Genomic DNA, 14,763 nt, shown 5'->3' on the forward strand with positions numbered 1-14,763 from the left:
GGTCGGGACTGACGGAGAGGGCTGCAACGTTATGGAAGAGCCGCGTCGCCTCGGCGGCCGGTACGAGCTGAGCCACGTGCTCGGCCGCGGTGGCATGGCCGAGGTCTACCTCGCCCACGACACCCGGCTCGGCCGTACCGTCGCCGTCAAGACCCTGCGCGCCGACCTCGCCCGCGACCCGTCCTTCCAGGCCCGGTTCCGTCGCGAGGCCCAGTCGGCCGCGTCGCTCAACCACCCGGCGATCGTCGCGGTCTACGACACCGGCGAGGACTACGTCGACAACATCTCCATCCCGTACATCGTGATGGAGTACGTCGACGGCTCCACCCTGCGCGAGCTCCTGCACTCCGGGCGCAAGCTGCTGCCCGAGCGCACCCTGGAAATGACCATCGGCATCCTCCAGGCCCTCGAGTACTCGCACCGCGCCGGCATCGTGCACCGTGACATCAAGCCCGCCAACGTGATGCTCACCCGCACCGGCCAGGTCAAGGTCATGGACTTCGGCATCGCCCGCGCCATGGGCGACTCCGGCATGACCATGACGCAGACCGCGGCCGTCATCGGCACCGCCCAGTACCTCTCCCCGGAGCAGGCCAAGGGCGAGCAGGTCGACGCGCGCTCCGACCTCTACTCCGCGGGCTGCCTGCTGTACGAACTCCTCAGCGTCCGGCCGCCGTTCATCGGCGACTCCCCGGTCGCCGTCGCGTACCAGCACGTACGGGAAGAACCGCAGCCGCCGTCGAACTTCGACCCCGAGATCACGCCCGAGATGGACGCGATCGTGCTGAAGGCGCTGGTCAAGGACCCCGACTACCGCTACCAGTCCGCCGACGAGATGCGCGCCGACATCGAGGCCTGCCTCGACGGCCAGCCCGTCGCCGCCGCGGCGGCCATGGGCGCGCCCGGCTACGGCTACCCCGACCAGGGCCACGGGTACGGACACCAGGGCTACGACCAGCCCACCACCGCCCTGCGCACGGCCGACTCCGGCCAGACCTCCATGCTCCCGCCGATGCCCCCGGGCGACGGCGGTTACGGCTACGGGGACCAGGGCCAGGGCGGCTACGACCAGGGCGGCCACGGCCGCCGTCAGCAGAAGAAGAGCAAGGCCTCGACGATCCTGCTGGTCACGGCCGGCATCCTCGTCCTGGTCGGCGCGATCCTCATCGGCCGCTCCCTCTTCAGCAACAACGCCGACAACCGGCCCAACGTGCCCAAGCTCATCGGACAGACCCTCGAACAGGCGCAGAAGACCGGTGACAACGTCGGCCTCAAGGTCGAGAAGGAAGCCGACGAGGCCTGCGACAACCAGCCCAAGGGCAACGTCTGCTCGCAGAACCCGGAGCCCGACACCAAGGCCGACAAGGGTTCGACGGTCAAGGTCAAGATCTCCTCGGGCGCCCCGAACCTGCCGGTGCCCAACGTCGTCAACCTGACGTTCGACGACGCCGAGAAGGCGCTCAAGGACAAGGGCTTCGTCGTCGAGAAGAAGACCCAGGAGTCCGAACGGCCCGCCGGCACCGTCCTGGACCAGGACCCGAAGAGCGGCCAGGCCCAGAAGGGCTCGACCGTCACGCTGACCGTCGCCAAGGAGCAGGCCAAGTCCGAGATGCCGGACCTCCTCGGGAAGACCCGCGAGCAGGCGATCAAGGCGCTGAACGACGCCAAGCTCAAGCTCGGCAGCCAGACGGAGGTCGACTCCCCCGGAGCCGCGCCGAAGACGATCGTCCAGCAGCAGTACCAGCCGGGCGAGCAGCTCGCGGTGGGCACGACGGTCAACGTCCAGATCGCCAAGGCCTCGCAGCAGACCCAGGTGCCGCAGCTGATCGGCAAGACGGTCGCCCAGGCCAAGGCGGACCTCGCGACCCGGGGCCTGAACCTCCAGGTCATCGCGGGCCCGACGGACGACAAGGCGGTCATCGTGGCGACCGATCCCCAGGCGGGCACCCCCGTCGAAGGGGGCCGGGTGATCAACGTCCAGACGCTGGGCGGCCAGCAGAACGGCGGCAACGACGGCGGGACGCTCTTCGGCGGCCTGTCGGGCGGCGGCCGGCGCTAGTCGGCACTCTTTCCCCCAGAGACGCGGAAAAGCCCCTGTGGGCGGCCTCAGAGCCGCTCACGGGGGCTTTCCCGTATCAGCCGTCCCAGAGGTCCCCGTGCGTCAGCGCAGCTCCGCCGGGAGCGTCCGCTGCGCGTCCACCTTCTCCGTGCGCACCAGCTCGCCCCACACGACGTACCGGAACTTCGACGTGTACACCGGCGTGCAGGTCGTCAGCGTGATGAAGCGGCCAGGCGCCGTCCGCCCCGACTCCTTCGGGACCGCCGAGATCACGTCCACGTTGTACTTCGACGTCTGGCGCAGCTCCGCGAAGACCTTGTACACGTACCAGGTGTCGCGCGTCTCGAAGACGACCGCGTCCCCGTTCTTCACCTTGTCGATGTTGTGGAACTTGGCGCCGTGCCCGTCCCGGTGCGCCGCGAGCGAGAAGTTCCCCGAGGCCTCCCACGGCAGGGCCGCCTTCACGGGGTCCGTGTAGTACCCGGCCACGCCGTCGTCGAGGACGTCCGGCGCCGTGCCCTTCTTGACCAGGACCTCGCCGTTCTTCATCGCCGGCACGTGCAGGAAGCCGATGCCGTCCATGGTGTCCAGCGCCCCCGGCGCCGCGGACCCGTTCGCCCCCGGGGCCGTCTGCCACTGCTGGCGGACCTCGTTGCCGCGCGCCTGCGCCTGCCGGTCGGCGAGCACGTTCGTCCACCACAGCGAGTACGCGACGAACAGGCCGAGGACGAGGCCCACGGTGATCAGGAACTCGCCCAGCAGGCTCAGGAAACCGGCGAGCACACTGCGGTTCTGGGGCGGCGACGCGGCACGTGACACTGCTTGTTCGTCCTTACGGGCTGGCCAGCGCGGGCGGAGCACCCTGGCTGCGGGGGCGTTCGTCGGTCATCCTGCCCCATACGATCATCCGGTAGGTGCTGGTGAACTCAGGGGTGCAGGTCGTCAGCGTGATGTACCGGCCCGGGGCGGTGAAACCCGAACCCACCGGCACCGGTTTGATCACCGAGACGTTCGCCGGCGGGGTCTGCGCCAGCGACGAGGTGACCTCGTACGTGTAGTACGCGTCCCGCGTCTCGACCACGACCGGGTCCCCCGGCACCAGCCGGTTGATGAAGCGGAACGGTTCGCCATGGGTGTTGCGGTGGCCCGCCAGCGCGAAATTGCCCTGCTTGTCCGCCGGCATCGCCGACTTCAGCGCGCCGTCCGCGTAGTGCCCGACCATGCCCTTGTCGAGCACCTTCGGCTTGCTGACGCCCTCGGCCACCGGCACCTTCACGTCCAGCTTCGGGATGTGGAGGATCGCGAAGCCCTCCCCGGGTTCGAACGCCGAGACCTGCGGGGCGGCGGCCCCGCCGGGGTCGCGTTCCCAGTTCTGCCGCAGCGAGCCGGCCGCCCCGTCCGCCGTCCGCTCCGCCAGTACGTTCGTGTACCAGAGCTGGTAGGCGACGAACAGCAGCATCACCACGCCCACCGTGATGAACAGCTCACCGGCGAGCCGGCTCGCCACGACCACCGGACCGCCCGACGCGGGCCGCCTGCGCCGACGGCCCCCGCTGCGCCTGCGCGTGCGCCTCGCGGCCTCCTGAGCTGCCCTGCGCCGCGCGGCCCGGCCCTCCGTGGGCGCGGACGGCGCGACCGCGGTCACGCGACGGCCTTGCCCACCACCGGGGCCAGCCCCACCGAGCGCTCGACGGCCCCCGCGTCCCCGCAGCGCACCAGCCAGTTCGCGAGCATCCGGTGGCCCCACTCGGTCAGCACCGACTCGGGGTGGAACTGCACGCCCTCGACGTCGTGCTCCCGGTGCCGCAGCCCCATGATGATCCCGTCCTCGGTGCGCGCGGTGACCTCCAGCACGTCGGGCAGGGTCGCCGGCTCGGCCGCGAGCGAGTGGTAGCGGGTCGCGGTGAAGGGCGAGGGCAGCCCCTCGAAGACGCCGAGGCCCTCGTGCACCACCGGCGAGGTCTTCCCGTGCAGCAGTTCGGGCGCCCGGTCCACGACGCCGCCGTACGCGACGGCCATGGACTGCATGCCGAGGCACACGCCGAAGACCGGGACACCGGTGTCGGCGCAGTGGCGGACCATGTCGACGCAGACGCCCGCCTGCTCCGGAGTACCCGGTCCGGGCGACAGCAGCACGCCGTCGAAGCCGTCCTGCGCGTGGGCGAGTTCGACCTCGTCGTTGCGCAGCACCTCGCACTCGGCGCCGAGCTGGTACAGGTACTGGACCAGGTTGAAGACAAAGCTGTCGTAGTTGTCGACAACCAGAATGCGCGCGCTCACGGAGTGGCTCCCGATCCCTCGTCCACCGTTACGTCGTTGAACGGCAGGAGCGGCTCGGCCCACGGGAAGACGTACTGGAAGAGCACGAAGACCACTCCGAGGACCAGTACGAGAGAGATCACCGCGCGAACCCACGCGTTGCCCGGCAGATGCCGCCAGATCCAGCCGTACATGCCGTCTGTTTCCTATCCGTCCACGATCGACCAACGCACCGCGGGGGCGGTACGCGAACAGACTAAAGGCAGCGGCCCGGCCGGGTGGGTCAGCTCGGCAAACCCTCGGGCCGCCCCTGGGCGACCGTGCGGGTCTGCGTCAGCTCCGCCCAGACGACCAGCCGGTGGCTGTGGCCCCACTCCGGATCGCAGGTCGTGAGCGTCAGGTACCGCCCGGGCCCGGTGAAGGGGGACCGGGGCGGCACGGGGTCGACCACCCCGATGTCGGTGGGCACGGTGCGCAGCGGCTCGCTGCGGACGGTGTACGTGTACCAGGCCGTCGCGTCCTTGAGGATCACGGCGTCTCCGGGGCGCAGCTCGGGGAAGTCCTTGAAGGGGTCCCCGTAGGTCCTGCGGTGTCCGGCGACCGAGAAGTTCCCGGTGCCGCCGAGGCGGGCGGTGCCCTCGTAGTGGCCGAGGCCCTTCTTCAGCACCTCGGCGGCGGTGCCTTCCAGGACCGGCTTGTTCCAGTCCGTGCCGAAGCGCGGGACGTACATCTCGGCGAAGGCCCGGCCGGGCGGGTATCCGGGCCGCTCCTGCGCCGGCGGCCCGGTCTGCGGGGGCGGTGTCGGCTGCTGCGGGGCGGCGGGGGTGGGGGCGGGGGTGGGGGCGGGGCCGGCGGGCGCGGCGGCCGGCGCCGCGGCCCAGCGGTCGCGCATGCGGGCCATCTCCCCGTCCATGGCCCGGTCGGCCTTGACCCCGGTCCACAGCAGTACGTACGCCACGAACAGCACGATCAGCGTGCCCGCCGTCAGGCACACCTCGCTGAACGTCCGCACCGCCAGGCGCAGTACGACGTCACGGCGTACTGCTCGCGGAGGTGGCGTCCAGCGGCTTCGCATAGTGGAGGTCCACTGTGCCGGAGTAGCCGGGGAGTGTCAGCTCCTTGTGCTCGTCCACTTTCCAGCCCAGCCCGTAGGCCGACACGTACAGCTGGTAGTTCTGCAGGGCCGGGGAGGCCGCCAGCGCCTTGCGCAGGGCGGCCGGGTCCCCGACCGCGCTCACCTTGTACGGGGGCGAGTAGACGCGGCCCTGGAGGATCAGCGTGTTGCCGACGCAGCGCACCGCGCTGGTGGAGATCAGCCGCTGGTCCATGACCTGGATGCCCTCGGCGCCGCCCTGCCACAGGGCGTTCACGACGGCCTGGAGGTCCTGCTGGTGGATCACCAGGTCGTTGGGCTGCGGCTCGGGCACGTTGGGGATGCGGGCGGTGGCGTTCGGCGGGGCGTCGTTCAGGGTGACCGTGAGCCCCTTGCCGGTCAGCGGCTCGGTGCCCGAGGCGGCCCGCAGCGCGGCCAGCTTGGCGTCCTCCGCCTTGGTGCTGCCGTCGTCGCGCTCGGCGAGGGTGTCCACCCGGCCGCGGACGGCGGCGGTGCTCTGTTCGAGCAGCGCGTTGTTCTGGCTGCGCTCGTGGATGAGGTCCGAGAGCTTGAGGAGCGAGGCGTCCGTCCGGATGTTCGTACCCTTGGAGGTGTTGAAGCTGGTGACGAAGATGAGACCGGCCAGGGCGAAAACGGCGGCCGTCAGCAGCCGGACCGGCCTGGCCCGGCGACGGGGACCCGCGGAGGAGTCGTCGGAATTGCTCAACGTACCCTTCTCCTTCAACGCCACAGGTCCACTACGCTAACGGACGCCCGGGGCAGGCAAGGTCCCCAGCGCATCGACAGGAGAGCCCCTCGTGCCGAAGTCACGTATCCGCAAGAAGGACGACTACACGCCGCCGCCGGCGAAGCAGGCGCAGCAGATCAGGCTGGGGAGCCGCGGCTGGGTCGCCCCGGTCATGCTGGCGTTCTTCCTGATCGGTCTCGCGTGGATCGTCGTCTTCTACGTGACCGAGACCCAGCTGCCGATCGAGGCGCTGGGCAACTGGAACATCGTGGTCGGATTCGGCTTCATCGCGGCGGGATTCGGCGTGTCCACGCAGTGGAAGTGACCGGCCCCTGATCAGTCGCCGCAAGCACAGGCGCACCAGGTCCGGCAAGCTCTCCCCATGAGTTATCCACAGCGTCATCCACACCTGAGGAAAAGACAGAAGATCTGTGGATAACTCTGTGGAGTGTTGACGCCGGTGTGATCAGGTGAGTTCGGCCGTACGCACCAGGACCACCGCCGCTGCCAGCAGGAACGCCGCCGCGCAGGTCCCCCATTGGATCAGTGTGCGCGTCCTGCCGGCGGCCGGTCCGACCATGCCCAGACCGACCAGCAGGCCGGTCACCAGGCCCCCGATGTGGGCCTGCCAGGACACGGACAGGCTGCCGCCGAAGGGCACGAAGGTCAGCACCAGCATCAGCACGACCATGGTGATCACCGGCCGCATCTCGTAGCGCAGACGGCGCACCAGCACGACGGTCGCGCCGAGCAGGCCGAAGATCGCGCCGGAGGCGCCGAGGGTCGGCGTGTTCGGCGCCGTCAGCAGATAGACGAGGGCGCTTCCGCCCAGGCCGGACAGCACGTACACGGCGAGGTAGCGGACCCGGCCCAGAGCCGCCTCCAGCGGGCCGCCGATCACCCACAGGGCCAGCATGTTGCCCCCGATGTGCCACCACTCCACGTGCAGGAACACCGAGCTCAGCAGCCGGTGGTACTGGCCGGTGGAGACCCCTTCGACGGGGCCGCCGAAGTATTCGACGTACCGCCCGAGCAGCTCCAGCTGCACGACGACCGCCGGTGCCAGCATGCCCACCAGGAACACCGCGGCGTTGATCCCGATGAGGATCTTGGTGACGAGGTGCGGGTCGGCGGCGACCACTCCGCCCGCCACGGTGCGCGGCACGCTCGCGGCCGGGGCGTGCCCCGTGCCGGAGCCGTCACGGACGCATTCGGGGCACTGGAAGCCGACCGAGGCGCTGATCATGCACTCGGGGCAGATGGGGCGCTCGCAGCGCGTGCAGCGGATCCCCGTGTCGCGGTCCGGGTGGCGGTAGCAGCCCGGCAGACGGTCGGTGTCCATCGGTCCCCTCGATCAGCGGCGGGGCGGGCGGTGCACCCCGCCGGTCGTCCGGCTGTGGCCCCATCGGTTCCCACGCAAGCAGGACGGACGGGCGGGTCGGAAAGGTTCCCGGGGCGGCGCGGGCGGTCAGCGCTTCTCGACGACGACGGACTGGATGATCACGTCGTCGAGGGGGCGCTCGGTGCGCGGGTTCGTCTTCAGGCTCGCGATGTCGTCCACGATCTTCTGGCTGGCCTTGTCGGTGACCTCGCCGAAAATGGTGTGCTTGCGGGTCAGCCAGGCGGTGGGCGCGACGGTGATGAAGAACTGGGACCCGTTGGTGCCCGGCCCGGCGTTGGCCATGGCGAGCAGGTACGGCTTGGTGAAGGCCAGGTCGGGGTGGAACTCGTCGGCGAACTGGTAGCCGGGGCCGCCGGTGCCGTTGCCGAGCGGGTCGCCGCCCTGGATCATGAAGCCGCTGATGACGCGGTGGAAGACGGTGCCGTCGTACAGCGGATCGGTGGTCTTCTGGCCGTCGGTCGGACGGGTCCATTCGCGGGCGCCCGTGGCCAGCTCCACGAAGTTCTTGACCGTCTTCGGAGCGAAGTTCGCCAGGAGCTCGATCTCGATGTCGCCGTGATTCGTCTTCAGGGTGGCGTAGAGCTTCTCGGCCACGGATCTGCCTTCCATAGTCATCACTGTCGGTTCCAGATCCTCCCACGGAGCGCTGCGCGGCACAGAAATCCTCCACCCGTATGCCCTGTCACGCATGCCGCCCGGCGGTATGGCAGGCATGATCCGACAAAGGGTGGAAAGGTGAACTGTGTCCGCCACCGAGGAGGAGGATCCTGTGACCCGCAAGGACAGCGTGCACCTGGCCGCCGAAAGCGCCAGGGAATCGGCGAGGCACGCAGCGGAAGCGGTGGCGCCGTACGCAGCGGCCGCCAGGGAAGCCGCTGCGCACTACGCGGCCGAGGCGAACGAGCGGCTGGCACCGAAGGTCTCGTACGTGACCGCCGAGGCCGCCCGGCAGGCCCGTACGGCGTACGACGAGCATCTGCACCCGAGGATGAGAGCGGCCCGCACGCACGTGCCCCCGAACGTGGACCGGGCGGCGACGATGGCCGTGCACCAAACGCGCCGCGCGGCGCGGCAGGCGGCCGATTACACGCAGCCGAAGCTGGAGAGCGCTCTGGCCGCGGCCCAGCCGGTGGCCGAGGAGGCCGCGTCCCGGTCGGCGGCGGCCCTGGCGGCGCTGCGCGGCCAGGTGTCGGCCAAGGAGGTCCAGCGGCTGGTGAAGCGCCACGAGCGGCGGTGCCGGGCCGGCCGGGCGTTCAAGTACGTGGCCGTGGTCGGCCTGGTGGCCGGCGCCGCGTACATGGCGTGGCGGTGGTGGGACCAGCAGTCGAACCCGGACTGGCTCGTCGAGCCGCCGGCCGCCACGGAACTGTCGCGCGAGCGCGAGCAGGCCAGCTTCGACGACGAGCTGGCGGCGAAGGAGCGCGAGTCCTCCTCGGGCCCGGCGGACGAGTGAGCGGACCCTGACCGCGGGACGGTTGCCGACCGCGGACGACGAGAGGGCCCGGATCCGTCGGATCCGGGCCCTCTCGCGCGTCGTCAGTTGGGGAGGGTGAGCACCTGGCCGGGGTGGAGCAGTTCGGGGTTCGAGCCGACGACCCCCCGGTTCATGGCGTAGAGCTCGCGCCAGCGGGCCTCGTTGCCCAGCTCCAGGCGGGCGATCGAGGAGAGCGAGTCGCCCGACCGCACCGTGTACGTACGCTTCTCGGCCGCCGGCATCGGCATCGGCGCCGGAGCCGCCGGAACCGCCTTGTGCGCGGCGGACGTGGGCGTCGGGGTGTGCGGCATCGGCTTCGGCCGTGACGCCGCGGCCATGCGCTCGGCGGCGGCCTTGGTGGCCGAGACGGCTTCGGTGTACTTCGCCGCGTAGCCGGCGGACGCGGCCGCCGCGGCCTTCTCCGCGGCCTCGTGCTTCTTCTTGTCGGACTTGAGGAAGTCGAAGAGTCCCATGGTCTGTACGCCTCCGGCGTGGTGTCGCCCCCTGGCTCGGTGCCTTCCCCCACTGTCGGACAGCCGGGGCCGCCCGGCCCTGTGACAGGGCCAACCGGGGGACCCGGGCACGGCCCGCCCTGCTGTTACCGTCGACGGATGCCCGAGCTCGTCTTCCCCTCCTCCCGGCTGCACGCCTCCTGGCTCGAAGCCCGCGAGGAATGGGGCCCCGACGCCCACATGGCCGGCGCCGGACTCGGCTACGACGACGACGTGGACAGCCCCGCGGGCTTCGCCGCCTGGACGGAGCGGCTGCGCGGGTACGGGGACCGGACCCGCCCCGTCGAGCAGGGCAGCGTGCACGCCACGTACTGGTGGATCGCCGAGGGGGACACCTATCTGGGCGCCATCGACCTGCGCCACTACCTGAACGGCTTCCTCCTCGACGCCGGCGGCCACATCGGATACGGCATCCGGCCCTCCGCGCGACGGCGCGGGCTGGCCGGCTGGGCGCTCGGCTCGGTCCTGTACGAGGCCCGGCTCCTGGGGATGGACCGGGTACTCCTGACGTGCGACCCCGGCAACACGGGCTCCGTGCGCACGATCGAGCGCGGCGGCGGCGTCCTGGAGGACGTCCGCGACACCCTCATAGGCCCCAAGCGCCGCTACTGGATCGACCTCTAGCCGGGCCGCCACGGGGTGCACCGCACCGTGCACCGCACCACGCAAAGAGGCCACCTGACCTGCGTTTCCGCTGGTCAGGTGGCCTCTGGCGCTGTGGAGCTTAGGAGATTCGAACTCCTGACATCTGCCTTGCAAAGGCAGCGCTCTACCAACTGAGCTAAAGCCCCGAAAAGAGGGACGCGACCGCCTCCCGTGAGGGTGTGGCCGTTCCGCAGAACAGAGTACCGGTTGTACCCCCGCATCTCGCAAAATTATGGGGGCTCCCGCCACGCGACCACGCTCCGTAAGATGCTCGCGAGGTTCGCACCAGCGAAGTAGGGGAGTACTGAGAGTGGACGCTGTTCAGCAAGAGGCCACGGCCAGAGCCAGAGAGCTTCAGCGCAGCTGGTACGGGGAGCCCCTGGGCGCTCTCTTCCGCCGGCTCATAGATGACCTCGGCTTGAACCAGGCCCGCCTCGCTGCGGTCCTCGGACTGTCGGCGCCCATGCTGTCCCAGCTGATGAGCGGCCAGCGGGCCAAGATCGGGAACCCGGCCGTGGTGCAGCGCGTCCAGGCCCTCCAGGATCTCGCGGGCCAGGTGGCGGACGGAAGCGTCAGCGCGGCCGAGGCCACCGACCGGATGGACGAGATCAAGAAGACCCAGGGAGGCTCCGTCCTCAGCAACAGCGGCCAGACGACCACCGGTTCGGGCGCGCCCACCGTCAAGCGCGTCGTCCGCGAGATCCAGTCGCTGCTGCGCTCGGTCTCCGCGGCCGGCGACATCATCGACGCGGCCGACTCCCTCGCCCCCAGCCATCCCGAACTGGCAGAGTTCCTCCGGGTCTACGGCGCGGGCCGCACCGCCGACGCGGTCGCCCATTACGAGTCCCACCAGAACTGACGCGACACCACGCGCACGGGGCGCACGCACGGACGCACGCACGAGACGGGGGACGGGCGCAGCGATGGGTGAGATCTTCGCCGGTCGGTACGAACTGATCGATCCGATCGGGCGCGGTGGCGCGGGCGCCGTGTGGCGGGCCTGGGACCACCGGCGACGCCGGTACGTCGCCGCGAAGGTCCTCCGGCAGAGCGACGCCCACACCCTGCTCCGGTTCGTCCGCGAGCAGGCCCTGCGCATCGACCACCCGCACGTACTGGCCCCGGCCAGCTGGGCGGCGGACGACGACAAGGTCCTGTTCACCATGGAGCTCGTCGCCGGGGGCTCCCTCGCCCACGTGATCGGGGACTACGGCCCGCTGGCGCCGCGCTTCGTGTGCACGCTGCTCGACCAGCTCCTGTCGGGGCTGGCGGCGGTGCACGCGGAAGGCGTCGTCCACCGCGACATCAAGCCGGCCAACATCCTGATGGAGGCCACCGGATCCGGACGGCCGCACCTGCGGCTGTCCGACTTCGGCATCTCGATGCGCAAGGGCGAGCCGCGCCTCACCGCGACCGACCTCGTGGTGGGCACGCCCGGCTACTTCGCCCCGGAACAACTGCTCGGCTCCGAACCGGACTTCCCCGCCGACCTCTTCGCCGTCGGGCTGGTCGCCCTCTACCTCCTGCGGGGCAGCAAGCCCGATTCCCAGGCCCTGGTCGAGCACTTCTTCGCCCACGGCACCCCCGCCGCCCCCGAGGGCGTTCCGGCGCCGCTCTGGGACGTCATCGCGAACCTCCTCCAGCCGGACCCCCGGAGCCGGTTCAAGACCGCCACGGGGGCCCGCAAGGCCCTTGCCGAGGCCGTGGAGCTGCTCCCGCCGCCCGCGGCGGACGAGGACCCGGTGGAGGTGTTCGACCAACTCGGCCCGCTCCCGCCCGGCTTCGGGCCCCAGGGCCCGCAGAGCACGGCCGCGGTGACCCCCGGGGCGCCCACGGCGGCGGGGGTCCCGGTGCAGGCTCATGCGGCCGCGGGGGTCCCGGTGCAGGCCCACGCGGCCGCGGCCGACCCCGTACCGGCCGCCCCGGCGGGGTTCGGCCCACCGCCGGCCGGGGTCTCCGGTCCCTCGGAGACGGGCAGCTTCCACCTCCCGCCGCCGGTGGGCTCCGGTGCGCCCGGCACGACCGGAGCCACCGCCACCACCCTCGCCCACGAGGCCGCCACCGCGCCCGGCCCGGAGCCCGTGCGGACCGGCGGCATCGCCCCGCCGTCGGCGAAGGTCACCGCCGGGATCCTCAGCGCCGCGCTGCTGTGCTTCGCGGTGGGCGTCTGGGCCCTGACCCGGATCTGAGCCGCCCTACGCGCGCCGGCCGCGCCGGGCCAGCAGCGTCCAGCCACCCAGTACGAGGAGCAGCGCGGTCCCGGTGCCGAAGCCCGCGGCGGCCACCACCCGCATCGCCGAGCGCCCCTCGGCGGCCTCCGCCGCCTCCGGGGCGGTGAGCCCGTCCTGGGCCGCGGCCCGCTCGTCCGCGCCCACCCCGAACCCGGCTGCGGTCAGGCTCTCCTTGTACGCCGGCCCCTTGGCCGGGCCGCCGGTGACGTCCATGCGCAGCGTCAGCGGCACCGGGCTCGCGTCCTGCGTGAACTCGGCGACCTTCCCGCCCAGGGTCACCGCGATGTAGTACCAGCCCGCCAGCCGGGCCCCCCGTACCGCGTCGGCGTCCGAGAAGCGGTTCTCGTACGCCACCGGCGCCGTCTTCGGCAGGGTGAGCCCCGCCTGCTTGCCGCCGTACGAGATGTCCTTGTCCTCGACCAGGCCCCGGTACGGGCTGTACAGCGCGACGCTGAGCCCGCCCGCGGCCGAGCCGTACGGCTTGGTCATCCTGGCGTCGGCGAGCTCGGCGCTGAGCCCCAACTGCTGCCCCCAGTCGAGCGGGACCCGGTAGAAGCGGGTCTGCCCGGGCCGCAGGTCGTCCCGCCAGACCCCGCTGCCCAGCGCCCGGGCGTCGTTGAAGCCGGTGCCCCCGCTGCGCGCCACCGGCTCGCTGCCGGGCAGCGTCGGCGAGGCCGAGGGCCACACCCCGGGCGCGGTGGTGGGGGCGCTGCCGGCGGTGAGGCCGGGCTCGCGCTGCAGCAGCAGTTCCACGGGCCACTCACCCGGGGCGGAGCCCTTGGCGGCGGTGCGGGTGACCTTCGCGAAGTAGACGCCGGCGCCCTGGCATTCGGCGTCCTCCTCAAGCCTCCGGACCGCGACCGCGCCGAGGGGGACCGGGTCGTACCCGAAGCCGGCCCGGCCGGGGTTGTTCGGGCAGCGCTCGCCCTCCTTGGACATGATCTCGACTTCGAGGCCGTCGCCGTAGGCGACCTTGGCTCCGTGCGGGGGCTGCAGAACGGCGGAGAAGTACGCGCTGGAGGCGTCGTCGAGAGTGAGCCGGTAGAAGCGCTCGCCCGGACCGAGGGTGTCCGCGTAGACCTGCCCGGCGGCCACGAGCGGGGCGTCCGCGCTGCCGGGCGTGCCCTCGATCCTCTTGGCGCCTTCGGCTCCCCGGTACGCGGGCACCGGCCGCGGGGGCGCCACGGCGGCGTGCACCGCCCCGGGAAGGCCCCAGGCCAGCCCCAGGGCCGCCGCCCCCGCCAGCACCGTCGTCCGTACCCGCCCCATCACGCCACCCTGATTTTGCTAGCGCAAGCCAAATCTTTGCATAACGTAACTTTTTGTCACAGAACAGCACAAAGCCCCGGCCGCAGCGGCAGCCGGGGCTTCATGAGATCAGCTTTGGGTCTCACACACCGGAACCAGAGGGCACGGAGTCAGTTGCCTCCGTCCACAGGTCCTGCTCGGCGCGGTCCGCCTGGATCTGGCGGTACACGAGGAGCCCGCCGATGGCGGCCAGTGCGACCAGGAGCAGCTTCTTCACCGCGCGACCTCGTCTTTCATTGACGTTGGGGACTTCTGACGGCCAACAATACACACGCACCGATACCGTTCGGTGACCTGGGAAGCCCTCAACTGACCCTACGAAGAAGACCCCCAGGCCGGGGGCCTGGGGGTCTTCTTCACTGTGGGGCTAACAGGATTTGAACCTGTGGCCTCATCCTTATCAGGGATGCGCTCTAACCAACTGAGCTATAGCCCCATCCGCGCTGCGCGCTGACTCCTGAAGATTAGCGCACAGACACGGTCGAGCCAAAATCCGTTCCCCGGGGCAGTCCCCGCAGGTCAATCAGCGGTCATTCGTCCTCGGCGAGCGTGAGCTCCACGCCGCCGACGAAGCCCGCCGACAAGTTGTAGATGAACGCGCCCAGCGTCGCCAGCGCCGTCGCCAGCACCACGTCGATGACCGCGATCACCGACGTGAAGATCAGAACGCGCGGCAGCGACAGGAACGACTGGAGGTCGAAGCCGTTGCTCTCGTTCGATCCGGTCGCCTCGCTGATGGTGCCGCCGACGGTCGAGAAGACGCCCATGGCGTCCATGACCATCCACAGCACCGACGCCGCCACGATCGTGCACACGCCGAGCGCGATCGACAGCAGGAAGCTGACCTTCATCACCGACCACGGGTCGGCCTTGGCCACCCGCAGCCGCGCCTTCCGCGTCCTGGGCGTCGTACGGGCCCCCGTACGCGCCTTGCGCTGCGCCCCGGCGTCCCCGGCACCCCGGGGCGCGCCCGGGGCCGCAGGCGCCGCGTACGCCTGCGGCGGGTGGTACGGCTGCTCCGCCGGCCGGGCG

17 protein-coding genes, 2 tRNA genes and 1 pseudogene are annotated in these 14,763 nt (G+C 71.2%); 6 read left to right on the forward strand and 14 right to left on the reverse strand.

The annotated features are described in order from the left end of the window. The first annotated feature begins 31 nt into the window (after nucleotides 1–31). On the forward strand, nucleotides 32–2,059 hold the full coding sequence (gene pknB, locus K7B10_RS20495; RefSeq protein ID WP_229337862.1) for a Stk1 family PASTA domain-containing Ser/Thr kinase: 2,028 nt from the start codon (nucleotides 32–34) through the stop codon (nucleotides 2,057–2,059). Between the two features lie 102 nt (nucleotides 2,060–2,161). Here pknB and K7B10_RS20500 read toward each other — a convergent pair whose 3' ends face one another. The 6 genes and pseudogenes from K7B10_RS20500 to K7B10_RS20525 all read right to left on the reverse strand — a co-directional run bounded on the left by K7B10_RS20500 (nucleotide 2,162) and on the right by K7B10_RS20525 (nucleotide 6,138). Beyond that, nucleotides 2,162–2,878 (reverse strand): class E sortase, encoded by a 717-nt coding sequence (locus tag K7B10_RS20500; protein WP_229337864.1) that lies wholly within the window; start codon nucleotides 2,876–2,878, stop codon nucleotides 2,162–2,164. Between the two features lie 13 nt (nucleotides 2,879–2,891). Further along, nucleotides 2,892–3,575, reverse strand: a pseudogene (locus tag K7B10_RS20505) (class E sortase); the annotation flags it as partial. A gap of 125 nt (nucleotides 3,576–3,700) precedes the next feature. Further along, nucleotides 3,701–4,339, reverse strand: coding sequence for an aminodeoxychorismate/anthranilate synthase component II (locus tag K7B10_RS20510; protein WP_053687828.1), 639 nt, complete (start codon nucleotides 4,337–4,339; stop codon nucleotides 3,701–3,703). After that, nucleotides 4,336–4,512, reverse strand: coding sequence for a hypothetical protein (locus K7B10_RS20515; protein ID WP_030857677.1), 177 nt, complete (start codon nucleotides 4,510–4,512; stop codon nucleotides 4,336–4,338). Before K7B10_RS20515 ends, K7B10_RS20510 begins: the two co-directional genes overlap by 4 nt. A gap of 89 nt (nucleotides 4,513–4,601) precedes the next feature. After that, nucleotides 4,602–5,393: a class E sortase gene (locus K7B10_RS20520; RefSeq protein ID WP_229337866.1), complete on the reverse strand. Its 792-nt coding sequence runs from the start codon at nucleotides 5,391–5,393 to the stop codon at nucleotides 4,602–4,604. After that, on the reverse strand, nucleotides 5,350–6,138 hold the full coding sequence (locus K7B10_RS20525; RefSeq protein ID WP_229337868.1) for a DUF881 domain-containing protein: 789 nt from the start codon (nucleotides 6,136–6,138) through the stop codon (nucleotides 5,350–5,352). The genes K7B10_RS20520 and K7B10_RS20525 overlap by 44 nt, the downstream gene beginning before the upstream one ends. A gap of 91 nt (nucleotides 6,139–6,229) precedes the next feature. Between K7B10_RS20525 and crgA the strand changes: the two genes are divergently transcribed. Continuing rightward, nucleotides 6,230–6,484 (forward strand): cell division protein CrgA, encoded by a 255-nt coding sequence (gene crgA, locus K7B10_RS20530; RefSeq protein ID WP_030857683.1) that lies wholly within the window; start codon nucleotides 6,230–6,232, stop codon nucleotides 6,482–6,484. Between the two features lie 141 nt (nucleotides 6,485–6,625). On the opposite strand, the gene K7B10_RS20535 is transcribed toward crgA, so the two are convergent. Then, complete coding sequence (locus K7B10_RS20535) at nucleotides 6,626–7,501, reverse strand: rhomboid family intramembrane serine protease (protein ID WP_229337870.1); 876 nt, start codon at nucleotides 7,499–7,501, stop codon at nucleotides 6,626–6,628. Between the two features lie 126 nt (nucleotides 7,502–7,627). After that, nucleotides 7,628–8,155, reverse strand: a complete 528-nt coding sequence (locus tag K7B10_RS20540; RefSeq protein WP_229345251.1) for a peptidylprolyl isomerase — start codon at nucleotides 8,153–8,155, stop codon at nucleotides 7,628–7,630. A 175-nt stretch (nucleotides 8,156–8,330) separates the two neighbouring features. Between K7B10_RS20540 and K7B10_RS20545 the strand changes: the two genes are divergently transcribed. Further along, on the forward strand, nucleotides 8,331–9,014 hold the full coding sequence (locus tag K7B10_RS20545; RefSeq protein WP_229337872.1) for a DUF5324 family protein: 684 nt from the start codon (nucleotides 8,331–8,333) through the stop codon (nucleotides 9,012–9,014). 83 nt (nucleotides 9,015–9,097) lie between these two features. Here the strand turns inward: K7B10_RS20545 and K7B10_RS20550 are convergent, their stop codons facing one another. After that, entirely contained in the window at nucleotides 9,098–9,508 is a 411-nt protein-coding gene (locus tag K7B10_RS20550) for a LysM peptidoglycan-binding domain-containing protein (protein ID WP_229337874.1), read from the reverse strand. Between the two features lie 138 nt (nucleotides 9,509–9,646). On the opposite strand from K7B10_RS20550, the gene K7B10_RS20555 reads away from it, so the two are divergent. Further along, nucleotides 9,647–10,171 (forward strand): GNAT family N-acetyltransferase, encoded by a 525-nt coding sequence (locus tag K7B10_RS20555; RefSeq protein WP_229337876.1) that lies wholly within the window; start codon nucleotides 9,647–9,649, stop codon nucleotides 10,169–10,171. 94 nt (nucleotides 10,172–10,265) lie between these two features. Here K7B10_RS20555 and K7B10_RS20560 read toward each other — a convergent pair. Continuing rightward, a tRNA-Ala gene (locus K7B10_RS20560) sits at nucleotides 10,266–10,338 on the reverse strand. 164 nt (nucleotides 10,339–10,502) lie between these two features. Here K7B10_RS20560 and K7B10_RS20565 point away from each other — a divergent pair. Continuing rightward, on the forward strand, nucleotides 10,503–11,051 hold the full coding sequence (locus tag K7B10_RS20565) for a helix-turn-helix domain-containing protein (RefSeq protein WP_030857694.1): 549 nt from the start codon (nucleotides 10,503–10,505) through the stop codon (nucleotides 11,049–11,051). Nucleotides 11,052–11,115: 64 nt separating this feature from the next. Then, a complete protein-coding gene (locus K7B10_RS20570) occupies nucleotides 11,116–12,381 on the forward strand; it encodes a serine/threonine-protein kinase (RefSeq protein ID WP_229337878.1) in 1,266 nt (421 codons plus the stop codon). Nucleotides 12,382–12,387: 6 nt separating this feature from the next. Here the strand turns inward: K7B10_RS20570 and K7B10_RS20575 are convergent, their stop codons facing one another. From K7B10_RS20575 to K7B10_RS20590, 4 genes are all read right to left on the reverse strand, one after another. Continuing rightward, entirely contained in the window at nucleotides 12,388–13,692 is a 1,305-nt protein-coding gene (locus K7B10_RS20575; protein WP_229337880.1) for a hypothetical protein, read from the reverse strand. A gap of 121 nt (nucleotides 13,693–13,813) precedes the next feature. Next, nucleotides 13,814–13,948 carry a DLW-39 family protein gene (locus tag K7B10_RS20580; protein ID WP_208809277.1) on the reverse strand — a complete coding sequence of 45 codons (135 nt, stop codon included), beginning with the start codon at nucleotides 13,946–13,948 and terminating at the stop codon, nucleotides 13,814–13,816. Nucleotides 13,949–14,093: 145 nt separating this feature from the next. After that, a tRNA-Ile gene (locus tag K7B10_RS20585) sits at nucleotides 14,094–14,167 on the reverse strand. 94 nt (nucleotides 14,168–14,261) lie between these two features. Next, on the reverse strand, nucleotides 14,262–14,763 hold a 502-nt coding region (locus tag K7B10_RS20590), incomplete at its 5' end, for a DUF3566 domain-containing protein (RefSeq protein ID WP_229337883.1).

Origin of the sequence: Streptomyces flavotricini (assembly GCF_020639365.1) — a bacterium.
Lineage (GTDB): Bacteria > Actinomycetota > Actinomycetes > Streptomycetales > Streptomycetaceae > Streptomyces > Streptomyces flavotricini.

What these genes read in the sequence shown, in the direction of transcription:
- pknB (WP_229337862.1), top strand. Translation starts at nt 32, where the DNA reads ATGGAAGAGCCGCGTCGCCTCGGCGGCCGGTACGAGCTGAGCCACGTG.
- K7B10_RS20515 (WP_030857677.1), bottom strand. Translation starts at nt 4,512, where the DNA reads ATGTACGGCTGGATCTGGCGGCATCTGCCGGGCAACGCGTGGGTTCGC.
- K7B10_RS20520 (WP_229337866.1), bottom strand. Translation starts at nt 5,393, where the DNA reads ATGCGAAGCCGCTGGACGCCACCTCCGCGAGCAGTACGCCGTGACGTC.
- K7B10_RS20535 (WP_229337870.1), bottom strand. Translation starts at nt 7,501, where the DNA reads ATGGACACCGACCGTCTGCCGGGCTGCTACCGCCACCCGGACCGCGAC.
- K7B10_RS20550 (WP_229337874.1), bottom strand. Translation starts at nt 9,508, where the DNA reads ATGGGACTCTTCGACTTCCTCAAGTCCGACAAGAAGAAGCACGAGGCC.
- K7B10_RS20555 (WP_229337876.1), top strand. Translation starts at nt 9,647, where the DNA reads ATGCCCGAGCTCGTCTTCCCCTCCTCCCGGCTGCACGCCTCCTGGCTC.
- K7B10_RS20570 (WP_229337878.1), top strand. Translation starts at nt 11,116, where the DNA reads ATGGGTGAGATCTTCGCCGGTCGGTACGAACTGATCGATCCGATCGGG.
- K7B10_RS20575 (WP_229337880.1), bottom strand. Translation starts at nt 13,692, where the DNA reads ATGGGGCGGGTACGGACGACGGTGCTGGCGGGGGCGGCGGCCCTGGGG.